The sequence below is a fragment of the Kitasatospora sp. NPDC090091 genome, from assembly GCF_044747365.1.
Taxonomy (GTDB): Bacteria; Actinomycetota; Actinomycetes; order Streptomycetales; family Streptomycetaceae; genus Kitasatospora.
This window is the reverse complement of record NZ_JBIVDY010000012.1, coordinates 158,580-171,325: the sequence shown is the minus strand read 5'-3', so window position 1 is coordinate 171,325 and position 12,746 is coordinate 158,580. Positions and strand designations below refer to the sequence as shown.

At 72.0% G+C, this 12,746-nt stretch carries 13 protein-coding genes; 7 read left to right on the top strand and 6 right to left on the bottom strand.

Translation table 11 applies throughout. The features are described 5' to 3' along the window. Positions 1 to 41 precede the first annotated feature (41 nt). On the bottom strand, positions 42 to 1,052 hold the full coding sequence (locus tag ACIPSC_RS22165; RefSeq protein ID WP_400827723.1) for an ATP-binding protein: 1,011 nt from the start codon (positions 1,050 to 1,052) through the stop codon (positions 42 to 44). A 232-nt stretch (positions 1,053 to 1,284) separates the two neighbouring features. Here ACIPSC_RS22165 and ACIPSC_RS22160 point away from each other — a divergent pair, with 232 nt between their 5' ends. From ACIPSC_RS22160 to ACIPSC_RS22145, 4 genes are all read left to right on the top strand, one after another. Then, entirely contained in the window at positions 1,285 to 1,989 is a 705-nt protein-coding gene (locus ACIPSC_RS22160; protein WP_400827722.1) for a GntR family transcriptional regulator, read from the top strand. 89 nt (positions 1,990 to 2,078) lie between these two features. Next, entirely contained in the window at positions 2,079 to 2,942 is an 864-nt protein-coding gene (locus tag ACIPSC_RS22155) for a hypothetical protein (RefSeq protein ID WP_400827721.1), read from the top strand. A 246-nt stretch (positions 2,943 to 3,188) separates the two neighbouring features. Then, positions 3,189 to 3,794, top strand: a complete 606-nt coding sequence (locus tag ACIPSC_RS22150) for a hypothetical protein (protein WP_400827720.1) — start codon at positions 3,189 to 3,191, stop codon at positions 3,792 to 3,794. A gap of 298 nt (positions 3,795 to 4,092) precedes the next feature. Next, a complete protein-coding gene (locus tag ACIPSC_RS22145) occupies positions 4,093 to 4,491 on the top strand; it encodes a hypothetical protein (RefSeq protein ID WP_400827718.1) in 399 nt (132 codons plus the stop codon). Positions 4,492 to 4,546: 55 nt separating this feature from the next. Here ACIPSC_RS22145 and rsmG read toward each other — a convergent pair whose 3' ends face one another. Together rsmG and ACIPSC_RS22135 are read right to left on the bottom strand one after the other, a co-directional pair. Continuing rightward, on the bottom strand, positions 4,547 to 5,299 hold the full coding sequence (rsmG, locus tag ACIPSC_RS22140) for a 16S rRNA (guanine(527)-N(7))-methyltransferase RsmG (protein WP_400827895.1): 753 nt from the start codon (positions 5,297 to 5,299) through the stop codon (positions 4,547 to 4,549). A gap of 436 nt (positions 5,300 to 5,735) precedes the next feature. Continuing rightward, positions 5,736 to 6,590 carry an RNA polymerase sigma factor gene (locus ACIPSC_RS22135; protein WP_400827717.1) on the bottom strand — a complete coding sequence of 285 codons (855 nt, stop codon included), beginning with the start codon at positions 6,588 to 6,590 and terminating at the stop codon, positions 5,736 to 5,738. 242 nt (positions 6,591 to 6,832) lie between these two features. Here ACIPSC_RS22135 and ACIPSC_RS22130 point away from each other — a divergent pair, with 242 nt between their 5' ends. Beyond that, positions 6,833 to 7,045, top strand: coding sequence for a hypothetical protein (locus ACIPSC_RS22130; RefSeq protein WP_400827715.1), 213 nt, complete (start codon positions 6,833 to 6,835; stop codon positions 7,043 to 7,045). Between the two features lie 664 nt (positions 7,046 to 7,709). On the opposite strand, the gene ACIPSC_RS22125 is transcribed toward ACIPSC_RS22130, so the two are convergent. Next, on the bottom strand, positions 7,710 to 8,042 hold the full coding sequence (locus ACIPSC_RS22125; protein ID WP_400827714.1) for a hypothetical protein: 333 nt from the start codon (positions 8,040 to 8,042) through the stop codon (positions 7,710 to 7,712). A 446-nt stretch (positions 8,043 to 8,488) separates the two neighbouring features. On the opposite strand from ACIPSC_RS22125, the gene ACIPSC_RS22120 reads away from it, so the two are divergent. Together ACIPSC_RS22120 and ACIPSC_RS22115 are read left to right on the top strand one after the other, a co-directional pair. After that, positions 8,489 to 9,130 carry a dihydrofolate reductase family protein gene (locus ACIPSC_RS22120; RefSeq protein ID WP_400827713.1) on the top strand — a complete coding sequence of 214 codons (642 nt, stop codon included), beginning with the start codon at positions 8,489 to 8,491 and terminating at the stop codon, positions 9,128 to 9,130. A 7-nt stretch (positions 9,131 to 9,137) separates the two neighbouring features. Then, positions 9,138 to 10,061, top strand: a complete 924-nt coding sequence (locus tag ACIPSC_RS22115) for an alpha/beta fold hydrolase (RefSeq protein ID WP_400827711.1) — start codon at positions 9,138 to 9,140, stop codon at positions 10,059 to 10,061. 16 nt (positions 10,062 to 10,077) lie between these two features. Here the strand turns inward: ACIPSC_RS22115 and ACIPSC_RS22110 are convergent, their stop codons facing one another. Further along, positions 10,078 to 11,151, bottom strand: a complete 1,074-nt coding sequence (locus ACIPSC_RS22110; RefSeq protein ID WP_400827710.1) for an NlpC/P60 family protein — start codon at positions 11,149 to 11,151, stop codon at positions 10,078 to 10,080. 202 nt (positions 11,152 to 11,353) lie between these two features. Beyond that, positions 11,354 to 12,616, bottom strand: coding sequence for a phosphodiester glycosidase family protein (locus tag ACIPSC_RS22105; RefSeq protein WP_400827709.1), 1,263 nt, complete (start codon positions 12,614 to 12,616; stop codon positions 11,354 to 11,356). Positions 12,617 to 12,746 lie beyond the last annotated feature (130 nt).

Genomic DNA, 12,746 nt, shown 5'->3' with positions numbered 1-12,746 from the left:
TCGACCAGCCGGGGCATGTCCCGCGCCGCCTCGATCAGGAATCAGGCGGGCAGCACCGGGTTGCCGTCCGGGCCGTCCGCGATCACCGTCTGTGCCACCTCGACCGAGATCTCGGCGAGTTGCACCAGCAGCGACTTCGCGCGGTAGGCGGTCTGCCTCAGCTGCGGCGAGACGTGCTCCTTGCGGGCCGGCAGCTCCTTGATCAGGCGGCCGCGGAAGGCGTCCGCCAGGTAGTAGAGCAGGTCGCGGTCCTCCAGGCGGTTCGGCCAGCGGGCGTCGCCCTTGATGATCGCGTCCAGCCCGTAGGCGTTGCGGACGATCTTGGCGTAGCCGCAGAACGCCACCGCGTGCTGCGGGGTGAGCAGCCCGTGCGCCAGCACCTTGAGGGTCTCCTCCTCCAGCGTCGGGCCGAAGGAGTGCAGCGCGTCGGAGAGCATGTGCCAGGCGCGCGGCGTGGAGAACGGCTCCTCCGACTTCGGCGGTGCGGACCACAGGTGGTCCGGTCGGTCGGTGAGGTGGTCCAGCACCCAGGGGTGGATGCCGTTGCCGGCCGCCCAGGTCAGCCAGTCGGCGGCGCTGGCCCGCAGGTGGACGTGGACCAGCCGGTTGACCAGTGCGGACGCCATCGGGCGGGCCAGTGCGCCGTCGGTCGCCCGGTTGCCGGCGCCGATCACGATCGAGCCGGGCGGCAACTCGTAGGAACCGATGCGGCGGTCCAGGATCAGCGAGTAGAAGGCCTTCTGCACGTCCGGCGTCGCCGCGTTGAGCTCGTCCAGGAAGAGGCAGTACGGCTCGTCGCGGGCGATCGTCTCCGGCGGGCAGAACCGGGACCGGCCGGCCGCGGTGATCTGTGGAACACCGACCAGGTCCTCCGGCGCCAGCTGGGTGCCGATCAGGCTGACGCACTCCAGGCCCAGCGAGTCGGCGAACTCCCGTACCAGCGAGGACTTCCCGATGCCGGGCGCTCCCCACAGGAAGACCGGACGGACGGTGGCCAGACCCAGCAGCAACTCCGGTACCTGGGACGGCGACACGGTGACGGCACCCTGCAAGTGGGGCTCCTTCGGCTCGGGGGGATGCCCGGCCAGTGTGCGCGCGAGCGGCGCCGACCGCACCGGGTTTTCCGGGGCGGCCGGGGCGGCCGGGGCGGCCGGGGCGGCCGGGGGCACCGTGCGGTCCGGGCACGGCGGAGAAGCGTCCGCCGGTCCTGGTTCCGCCGCGCAGCCCCTGGATCGACCATGAAACCGATAATCGATTATCGATCTGATCGTCTATCATGTGGATGTGACTCAGACGACCCACACCTCGCCCCCGGCGGGGAAGCAGATGCTCTCCGAGCAGGTCTACACACACCTGCGGGATGCGATCATGCGCGGGGACCACGCCCCCGGTGACGCCCTCAAGCCCCAGGACCTCGCCAAGGAGCGGGGCGTGAGCCTGGCCGTCGTGCGGGAGGCGCTCGTGCGGGTGGTCGGCGAGGGCCTCGCCGACCGGCTGCCCAACCGCGGCTTCGCCGTCCCGGCCTTCTCCGACCGCCGCTGGCAGGAGATCACGGAGGCCCGCCGGGCCGTCGAACCGGTCATGCTGCGCATGTCCGTCGAACGCGGCGACCTGGACTGGGAAGCCCGCGTCCGAGCCGCCCACCACCGCCTGGCCCGCACCCCGGCGTACGTACCGGAGGAGGGCAAGCACTACAGCAGCGCATGGGCCGAGGCCCACCGACTCTTCCACCGCACCCTGCTGGAGGGGTGCGGCAACCTCGTCCTGCTGGAGACCTTCGACCGGATGTGGACCGCGAGCGAGCTGGCCCGCCGCTGGTCGGCGCACCGCAACCCCGACCGGGACGCCCTCCTGGAACATCGCCGGCTGGAGGAGGCGGCCCTCGCCCGTGACGCCGACACCGCAGCCGAGGTCCTGACCCGGCACCTCACCCGGACCGCGGCCGGGCTGACCGACTGCCCCCACCGAGAGCCTGCGAACGAGGCTTGATGCGCCTCGCCCGCTTGGCCGCCCGGCCGCACGACCACACGACCACACGACCACACGACCAACCTGATCACTGACATCGGAGCCACGACATGACTTCTTTAGAGGCGAGCGCCGGCCGCCGCTGCCACAATGCCGTCAACCCCCTGCACGTGTCGGTGTACTTCGCACCGGAGCCGCAGGACGAACTCGCGGCACTCGGGCTGGAACGCGGCCCCATGGTCTACCTCGCGGGCCGCGCGGCACCGCTCGGGGCCGTCGACGCGGGGACCGTCACCGCGACGTTCTACAACTTCAACCACGAGCACGTGCAGCGGTACATCCCCGCCGCGTGGAGCGTCGCCGCACCGGAGGCGGTGCTCGCGGCACGGCTACGCGGCGCGGACCGGACGCTGCAGCGGCTGCTCGGGAAGGAGGCCCTCACGTCCGCGGACATGACCGAGGCGGCCGAACTGGCGCTGCACGCCGCCGAAGCCTGCCGCCGGGAGGCGCGGCCGCTGTACGCCGCCAACGCCGACCTCCCTGTACCCGAAGAACCGCACCTGGCCCTGTGGCACGCCGCGACACTGCTGCGCGAGCACCGGGGTGACGGCCACCTCGCCGCCCTGGCGATAGCCGGCCTGTCCGGCATCGAGGCACTGGTGCTGCACAACGCCACCGGCACGGCGCCGACCTCGGCACTGTTCATGCGGACCCGCGGGTGGTCCGCGCAGCAGTGGGGCGCCGCCCGGGACCAGTTGCGCGAGCGCGGCCTGTTGGACGGGGCAGGCGACCTGACGCAGGCGGGCGCGACTCTGCGCGAGGAGACCGAGGCACTGACCGACCGCCTCGACGCCGCCCCGTACGACCACCTGGGCCCGGCCGCCACCGCACGCCTCACCGATCTGGCCGGCGGATTCTCCAGCACCCTCAGGGCAGCGGGCGCCTTCCCGTCGGTGCACTTCGGCAAGGGCTGAGGACAGGCGCCGGGAGCCCGGCGCCTCGTCGCGGCTCGGGCAGGTCGGAGGTGTCGAGGTGCCCGGACGACCTGGCCTCATGACTGACACGCTGCACACCGACGGGTCGTCCGTGGCCGGCCGTCAAATGACTGATGTGCGCCCGGGTGCGGGTCGGCGAGAGTCGAGGTTGCCGGGTGTTGCCCGGTGGCGGGCGCGAGGGCGTGCCCGTGCGCATGTCTACGCACTTGAACGAGGAGTACCAGGATGGCAACCAGTCAGCGGCCCGTCGGGAAGTGGACGACGGCCGTGGTCGCCGGGGCTGCGGCCCTTGCCGTCACCGGCGGCATCGCCGCGCCGGCCAGCGCCGCGGCCCAGCCGGGTCGGGCGGCGGACCGCCTGAGCATCGCAGCCCAGAACCTTTCCAGCGGCGTGCAGTTGGGAGAGCCCGCCCACCCCCGGGACCACCCCGGCGGCCGCCCGCTGATCAAGCACTACTGGATCGCCAAGCTCGGGTACGCCGCCGTGTCCGCCCTGAACCAGCGGACCAACTACGCCTGGCAGCGCAACTACAAGGACTGGACGGTCGCCATCGTCGGCAACAACATCCAGGGCAAGAAGGTCACCGTCTACACCAAGATCACCAACCTCTACTACGGTGAGGGCGGCGTCATCGGCGCCCAGACGGCTCCGACGCAACAGGTGCTGGTGGCCCAGAACACCATCAAGGCCCAGAACGTCGACGTCGTCACCGAGATCGTGAACGTCCACCTCATCAGCCCCAAGTGGGAGGACGTCTTCAGCGCCGACTGCCGTGCGCAGGAGGATCTCCGCAACGCGGTGAAGGCGCAGCTCGCCTGCACGATGGGCTGAGCCGTCGTCGGGCGCAGCGAGGCCCGGAGCGGCCGGTCGGTCACCGCACCGACCGGCCGCTCCTTCGCGTGCGCGCCGAGGGGGTGGACTCAGCCCCTCCCGGCCACAGCGTGCCTGTTCTGACTCGAAACGCCGCCCCGCGTCGCGAGACCCACGGTCCGCCCATCGCGTGGACCGTCTCGGCCAGGTACCACACCGAGCCGAAGAGCCGGCAGCCCGCAGCCGGCCCCCGCGCGCAAGCGGCTCCGGAGCCCCCCTGCTGGTCGCCCCGACAGGCCCCTGGGCGATCATGGCGGTCATGACGGACGCAATCGGACCGGAGCCGCTGGGCATCTGTCTCGTGGCCAATGTCGCGCAGGAGACCGGTTGCGGCGAAGGCGGACTGGAGATCCGTCAGGGGCTGCGGCATTTCGCATCGGGGGCGAAGGTGTGGATCGCGCCGCCGGCCTGGGGCGACGGCGGCGAGAGCGTCATTGTGGCCGGACGCCACCGGGGTAACAGCCGGCGTTACACGCGGATCGTGATCAAGAGCCGATTCCTGGTGAACTTCCGGGTCCGTGCCGTCTACAGTCCGGCGCTGGTGCGTGCGTTGACGGAGGCGGAGCCCGGGGAGGAGAGGGAGTTCGGCGCCCGCTTCCTGTGGCCCCCGGAACAAGCGGAGAGCTGGGCGCGGTCGTGGAACACACCAAGGTTGTAGGCCCGGGTGGACGGCCACCGCACTCGGACCACCTGGTCACCGATCCTCCGCCCGATCACGTCCCCTCTGCTTGATCAGACCGTTCAGATCCGTGGGCCGACCGGATTGCTCTCCCGACACTTCGGCCGGCCCACGCTGCCTTGGTCCGGCGAGTCGTTCTCACACCGCCCGGGCTCTCGCCGACTCTCACCCGGACCACCTGGGTCGGGGCGCCGAGCGTCTCCTCTCCGACGGGGATCACCGACCACTCCGTCGCTCCCAGTCGGCCGAGCGCCGCCCGCGAGTCGGCCAGCTCCTGCTCGGCGGTGTCGCCCTTGAGTGCCAGCATCTGCCCGTACGGGCGGAGCAGCGGCAGGCCCCAGCCCGCCAGCCGGTACAGCGGGGCGACCGCCCGCGCGGTCACGACGTCCACCGAGACCTTGCCGACCACCTCCTCGGCCCGGCCGCGCAGCACGGTGACGTTCTCCAGCCCGAGTTCGCGCACGACCTCCTCCAGGAAGAAGGTGCGGCGGAGCAGTGGCTCCAGCAGGGTCACCGAGACGTCCGGACGGGCCAGCGCAACAGGGATGCCCGGCAGTCCGGCGCCCGATCCGACGTCGCAGAGGGTCGCATTGGCCGGCAGCAGCTCCGCGATCACGGCGCAATTGAGCACGTGCCGCTCCCAGAGCTGCGGCACCTCCCGCCGACCGATCAGCCCACGCTGCATCCCGACAGTCGCCAGCAGCTCCGTGTATCGGACGGCACGCGGGAGGTTCTCCCCGAAGATCTCCCGTGCCTTCGCCGGGGCCGCCGGCCGGCCCTCATCCATCCGATCGATCTCGACGACCTGGTTTCTCGTGGCCTTGATGTGGTCGGCAGCCGGGTCAGGGCGCGGTGCGCCGGTACGGTCGGTCCCCTCGATCCGTTCGCGCACGATGGCCAGCTTGATCATGGCGTGGGTGTGGCCGTCGTCGGCGAGTGGGACGAGCAAGCGCTCCGCCGTACGGTGGTCCCCGGTCTCTGCATACACCGTCGCCATGAGGATGAGCATGGCCGTGGTCGTGAGGCCGGTGTCAGCATCCTCTTGTTGGGCGGCAGTCGTGTCGTTCTCTGCGTCGCCGTCCGGGGAAGGGGCGTCGGTGTTGCGCAGTTCAACGATCCTGCGGACGACTTCGGCCCGTTCCGCCGGGGTGCGGGCACGCAGTCGGCGAGCCCCTGGAGAACCCAGGGAGGATTGCTCCAGCAGCGCATCGAAGTCCTGGTCGTCATCCACGCGCTCCACGACCCTCCTGCCGCTTGATCTTGGTCCGCCACCGGTAGAGCAGTCCCTCGACCGCACGCACGGTCCTGGCGTTCAGGACCTCGCAGATCTCCTCCTGCGAGTAGCCGTCGATGACCATCGCCACCGCGGCCTTCGTCCTGGGGTCGTCGATGTCCTCCAGCTCAAGCAACACCCTCAGTTTGCTCAGCACCTCCTCGTCGGTACCCACGGTGCGGACGGGGTCCTCGTAGAAGGCCTTCTGGCGGCCAAGAGCCCGGAAGTACTTCTCCTCGCTGGTCCGCCACTTGCGGAACTCGTTCGGGAAGTCGTAGATGCAGGCGCCCATGAAGTAGGTGGTGATGCTGGCGCCACCCTCGAAACGCCAGCCGCCCTCGACGAACGCCCGCCGGCGGAAGCGAGGCAGCGCGCAGGCCACGGTCATGGTGGCCAGCTCCTCCCTGAGGTCATCGTTGAGGTGCAGCTCTTCCAGTTCCAGTTCGTTCGGGTTCAGGCCGAACCCGCGGCCCCCGACGAGCTTGAAGATGTACCCGGAGTGCATCCAGGCCCGCAGCACCGCGATCCCGTACCGGACGAGCTCCTCAACGAACCGCTCGTAGCGCTGCCCTTCGAAGCCGTCATGGGACAGCAGCTCGACGATCCGTTGGTCGGCCATCCGCCGGTCGATGCTTTCCTGCTGCTTGCGTGCAGCCTCGCTTTCGCGGGACCTCTGTGCGTACAGCTTCTCCAGGGTCTTCATGGGGACGGGCGCGCCAAGATCGACTTTGTCCGGGCGGCCTGCGGGTTGTAGGTCCCGGGCGCGCGCGGCCGTGGACTGCCCGCCCGCGTCGTCGCCCTGCATCCGCACCCCTTCCGATCGTCTGCCCGGCCCGCTGGAGGAACGGGGCCGGGCATCAGGCTTCGCCGGACTCCCTCAGCCTTCGGCGGATGGCCGACCCCTTGTAAGTAGCCCTCCCCCGGGTACCCCACGGACTTTTTCAAGATTCTTCAGAACGGCCCCGCGGCAAACTCGTCCGTGGGGTACCGGGTACGGAACGACGTAGAAGCGGTGTCTGAATCACCGCCAGCCCTATGGAGAACAACGTGAGTTCGCCCGCCCCGACACCCCAGAACCAGCCCGGCCCCGCGCCGTTCCTGACGGTCCGCACAGCCATCATCCTCGTCGCGGCGGTCGTCATCGGCCTCGTCGTAGGGGGATTGACCTTCCTCGGCGGCGGACCGGTGGCCGCAGCGGTGCTGGCCGGGCTGACCGGGTCGGGAGCGAGCGTGCTGGGGCTGCACCAACTGATCGGCTGACCCCAGGGGACGGCCGCCGGGAGGGAAGGACAATCCCCGTCACGCTTCCCTCCCCTCTCATCGGTCGGACGGCACCGCCCTCGAAGCGCCAGCCGCCCTGGACGACCTCCTCCAGGAAGGCCGTGCGGCGGAGCACGGTGGCGGCACGGCCGAGCCGCTGATCTTCGGCCCCTGCGCGGCGTCTGACCTCGGCGCTGTCCGGTCACCGGCCCCGTCGACGGCTGGAAGCGGGCGTGGCGGCGCCGGATTCGGGTAGCCGGAGACAGTGGGCGGGGTCGAGTAGAGGAGAGCTGAGATCATGACCACCGTTTCCGCGGCGACCGCGCCACTGCCGCCGACGCCTCCCCTCCCCGGGCGACCGCCCGAGCGGCCGGCACCGCTCCTGCCCGACCTGCCGCCTCCCCCGGGCTGCGAGGCCCTGCCGATCAGATCCGGCCACCAGAGGCGCAGAACTGCCCTGAGGGCCCGTGCCCGTGGGCACGGAAGTCGTGGCGAGCAGCGCGGCTGAGGCGGCCGCGACCGTCGAGGAGCAGGCCGGGCAGGTGGTCGGTGAGGCCGCTGCCGCGCAGGCTCGGGGCGGGCGCAGGCGAGGGCGCAAGCCCGCAGGCCGGCGCAGAACGTGCGCGCCTGTGGCGAGCCCGACCAGCGAGCCCGACCAGGGCGTTCAGCGCGCCGGGCGCAGGTCGTCCTGGTCCTTGAGGACGGTCACCTGCTCGCCGCGGGCGACGTACGAGACCACTCCGCTCCACCGGCCGTCGGCACCGCGCCGCCACTCGGTGAGGAGGCCGCGCAACCACTGCGCGTCCACCCGGACCAGGCAGGGTTTGGTGGTGCTGGTCGGCCGGTAGGCGGGGAAGCAGGGGATGCACGCGCCGCGCCCCTGAGCCATGGCGTCGGCCAGCGCAACGCGGGTGGGCTCGTGCACGTCCCTGCCGAAGCGGGCGGCGCGGGCCTGCCCGTCGGCGAGTGCCTCGCACGCCACCGAGCGGTGGAACACCGAGCCGCCCCGCGTCGTCCAGACGGATGCGGTCAGACCTCGGGGAACCGGTTTGCAGTGACCGCACTGCCCGACTATCAGTCCATGATCACAGCGTTCGTCAGCCATGACTGCATGGTGCCTCCAGCCCTGCAGAAGATCAATGACGTTCCGTCAGGACACCGGTCGCGCGCCGTTGGCCAGTGCCAGTAGCTGGGAGTGTTGTCGCCGGGCTGGTTCCAGGCCGGAGTCACCCGTCGGACTCGACACCCTGGGGCCCAGTGCACGACATCAACCGCCGGAACCGGCAGGCGCCCTCGGCTGAAGGCCGGAGGACACTTCGGCGGCGGCGTGCCGGCCGCGTCCGTCGGCGGGTACGGAAGCCGGGTACCGGCGCGGCGATGAGTTTTCCGGCCCCGGCAGGTCTATATCTCGACCGGGACGACCGACTCATCGGGAGTGCAGACATGGGCCTCATCCACATCGAGCTGTTCGCGACCCTGGACCTCGTCGGGCAGGCGCCCGGCGGGCCCGACGAGGACCCGGCGGGGTTCCCGTTCGGCGGCTGGCAGGTGCCCCTGCTGAACGAGGTCACCGGGGCGCAGATCGGTGCCGCGTACGAGGGCACGGACGCCCTCCTGCTCGGCCGGCGCACGTACGACATCTTCGCCGCCTACTGGCCGCACCAGAAGGACGGCGAGATCGCCGAGCTCTTCAACCGCGTCCCGAAGTACGTGGCCTCCCGGGGCACGCCCGACCTCCCGTGGGCCGGGTCCACGCAGCTCGGCCCGGACCTGGCCGCCGCGGTGCGCGAGATCCGCGACCGGCACGAGAACGTGAAGGTCGTCGGAAGCCTGAACCTGGTGCAGAGCCTCCTGCGGGAGAAGCTCTTCGACCGGCTCGACCTCTGGGTGCACCCGATCCTGCTCGGCGTCGGGAAGAAGGTGTTCGACGGTGGCGCGGTGCCCACGAACGTCACGCTCCTCGAACCGCCGGTGGCCGGTCCGCAGGGCACCGTGTACCTGCGCTACGGGCTCGCCGACGGCACGCCCGGGACGGGCGACATGAGCGCACCCGACCGCGGTCTCGGCAACGACGACTCCCGGTGATCCTCCGATGACCACTGTCCGTGCCAACGGGGTCGCCCTGGGCGTCGAGTCGTTCGGTGACGACGACGCGCCGCTCGTCCTGCTCGCGGGCGGGCCGACGATGCTCTCCTGGCCCGACGCGCTCTGCGAGCGCCTCGCGGCCGGCGGGCGCCGTGTGGTGCGCTACGACCTGCGTGACAGCGGGGAGTCGACGACGACGGATCCGCAGGCGCCCGCCTACACCCTGCGCGACCTCGCCGCCGACGCCGCGGCCCTTGCCGAGACCCTCGCCGGCACGCTCGGCGGGACGCCCGTCCACCTCGCGGGGATCGGTGTCGGCGGGATGGTCGCCCAGGTGGCCGCGCTGGACCGTCCGGGCGCGTTCTGCGCGCTCACCCTGGTCGGCACCCGGCCGGTCGCCCCGGGCCCGCCGGACGACGACCTCCCCGACCATGACCGGGCGACGATGAGCCGGCTGTTCGCGCGTCCGATGCCCGACTGGACCGACCGCGGGGCGGTTGCGGAGTTCGCCGCCGCCGGCGCGCAGATCCTCGGCGACGACCCCGCCGCCGCGCACGCCGTCGCCGCGCGCATCTGGGACCGCACGCCCGGCACCGCGCCCCCGGTCCAGATGGCCAACCAGCTGGGCCTGGTGTTCTCCAAGCTCGACTGCGCACCCCGCTGGCGCGAGCACCTGCCCGGGATCGAGGTCCCCACCCTCGTCGTCCACGGCCGCCGCAACCGGTTCTTCCCCGTCGGCAACGGCGAGGCGATCGCCCGCGCGATCCCCGGGGCTCGGCTGCTCGTCCTCGACGACGCCGCCACCACGATCCCCGGTGCGGCGATCGGTGAGGTCGCCGACGCGATGCTGACGCTCGACCAGCGGACGGCGGGGGCCGCGCGGGTCCGGCCGCCGGGCCGGCCGGCGCCGAGCAGCCGTCGTCCGGGCTGAACGCCGGCGTCCGCCGCTACGGCCGGACGGCGCCCATGTAGGGCATGACGCCGATCGGGAGGACCTCGATGTTCTTGCCGGTGCGGGGGGCGTGGATCATCTTGCCGTCGCCGATGTAGATGCCCACGTGGTGCAGGTCGCCGTAGAAGAAGACCAGGTCGCCGGGCTGGAGGTCGCCGCGGGCGATGCGGGTGCCGGCGTTCCACTGGTCCTGGGACATGCGGGGCAGCTTGATGTCGGCCGCGCGGTAGGCGGCGCCGGTGAGACCGGAGCAGTCGAAGCTGTTGGGGCCGGTCATGCTCCAGCCGTAGGGCTTGCCGAGCTGGGCGTAGGCGAACTGCACGATGGCGGCGGCGCGCCCGCCGGCGGCCGGCGGGGCCGGGGTGTTCGTGCCGGGGCGTTCGGCGGAGCGGGAGGCGCGGTCGGCGGCGGCGGCCTGCTGGGCGGCGGCCTTGGCCTTGTCGGCGGACTCCTGGGCGTTGATCCTGGCGCGGTCGGCGGCGCTGAGCTTGTTGAGCAGGGCCTGGGCCTGGGCGAGCTTGGTCTGGATCTGGTTCTTCTGCGTCCCCAGCGAGGCGCCGACGGTGTCGAGTTCGGCGAGGGTCGCGGCGGCCTCGGCGCGGTCCTGGTCGAGCTTGCGCTGTTCGTCCTGGGCCTGCTTGAGCAGGTTCGCCTGGGAGCCGGCGACCTGGTTCTGCACCGAGGCGCGCTCCAGGTAGGCGGCCGGGTCGGAGTCGAGCATGAGCTGGATGCCCGGGTCCATGCCGTTGCTGCGGTACTGGTCGGCGGCCACCGCGCCGAGCCGGGTGCGCAGTTCGTTCATGGCCTCCTGGCCGCGGGCGACCTTCTCCTGGATCCGGTTGGCCTCGCCCTGGAGCTTCTGCTGCTTGGCCTGGAAGCCGTTGTAGCGCTCGACGGACTGCTCGGCCTCCTCGTTCAGCTGGTCCACCTGCTCCTTGACGGAGGCGAGGGTGGGGGTGGGTTCGGCGTGGGCCGTTCCGGAGGCCAGCACCGCGCCGCCGGCCATGGCCGTCGTGAGGGCCGCCAGGCGGGCCCGACTCGGGGGGCTGGGCTTGCGACGCTTTCCCATGATGGTGGGCTCTCCTTAGGGACCTGGGCGGACACTGGAGAAACGCTCAAGGGTTGCTCTCGGGTTTACCTCGAAGGCGCGGGGAAATGGGAAAGGAACGGTGAAGGCGGTCGGGTCGGCCGTCGCCATCGAGGGGTGCGTGCCGCACGCCGCCGCCCGGGGAGCTCCGTCGACACCCCGGTGTGGCCCTGGTGAGCCGCCGTCAGCGACGCGCCGAGAAGACCGCGATGCCGTTGGGGACCGGTCGTTCCCGGTCGTGGTAGAGGCTGTTGCGCACGACGGCACGGCCGGTGGCGGGGTCGCGGGTGGCGATGGTGGCGGACGCTCCGCCGTCCAGGTAGGAGGCCTCGGCGCAGTCCAGGGAGTGGAGGACGCCGGCCAGTTCGCTGAGCGTGAGTCCGGTGGAGGCGCCGACGCGCCCGTCGGTGGCGAGCAGCCGCACGATGCGGCCGCCGTCGGCGATGCCGACGGCCGTGCGGGGTTCGGCGGTGACGTCGTCCAGGCCCGGCAGGGAACGGTGGTCGCGGATCAACGGGTCTGCGCCGAGGGCGAAGGCGAACGGCACTGGACTGCTGGAGGCGAGGCGGTAGTCGACCGCGGCGGGGGTGCCGGGGGCCAGTCCGCGCAGGGCACGGGCGCCGGCCTCACGGCCGAGCAGGACCGTGGTGTCCGGATCGATGGGGCCGGTGCCCGGCGCGTCGGAGACCGTCGCGATGCGGCCCTGGCGGACGGTCACCTCATAGGCGTCGCTGGTGCAGGGAGCAGCCCGGTCGTCGTCCGTCCCGCACGCGGCGCGTGCACGGGAGACGTCTCCCCACTGGGAGGTGAAGGCCCCGATCGAGTCGACGGGCAGGGCGTACTGGTTGAGGCCGCCCAGCACCAGTTCACCCTGCGGGGTGCGGATGTGACCGTGCAGCACCAGACGGCCCATCCGGGCCCTGCCGTCCACCCCCACACCGAACACGTCCTCACCGGTGTCACCGAGCGGCTTCGGCCGGCCGAATCGCTGTCCCCCGGGAACTGCGCCCTTCAGCGGCCGGCCGTTCAGGACCGACGGGCCGGAGGCGGCACCGGTCGCCTGGACGCCGGGGTGCTGGTCCTCGGTGAGGTTGAAGAAGTCGCCGTTGATCGCGGCGGCGGCCCCGGCCTCCTCCCCCATCCGGGAGACCGTCTTGCGGGCGGCGACCGCGCCCGGGTAGAGCAGGCCAGCGGCCACCCCCGCACGCCCCAGATCCGCCGTCACCAGGTGGACCCGGGTGCTTCCCTGCGAGGTGGGAACGGTGAACACCTCGTAGACCACACCGGGCGCCACCTGCTCGCGCACCACCGCGGAACCGCCCGGGGCCGCCGCGACGGCCGGGGCAACGGTGGCCGGGGCGGCGACGGCCGGGTGGGCCATGGCACCCGACCCCACGGCCACCGAGACCAGGGCCAAGGCAGCGGCGGCGCTCGTGACAGACCTCATGAGGTCACTATGGGCGGCACCGGGCGGCATTCCGGCGCAGGCACGGCAACCGACCGTCAGGAAAGCACCCCCGCGCCCCGTCCGACGACCCGGGGGTTCACGGCAGCGGCATTCCCTCCCCGGCTGAAGC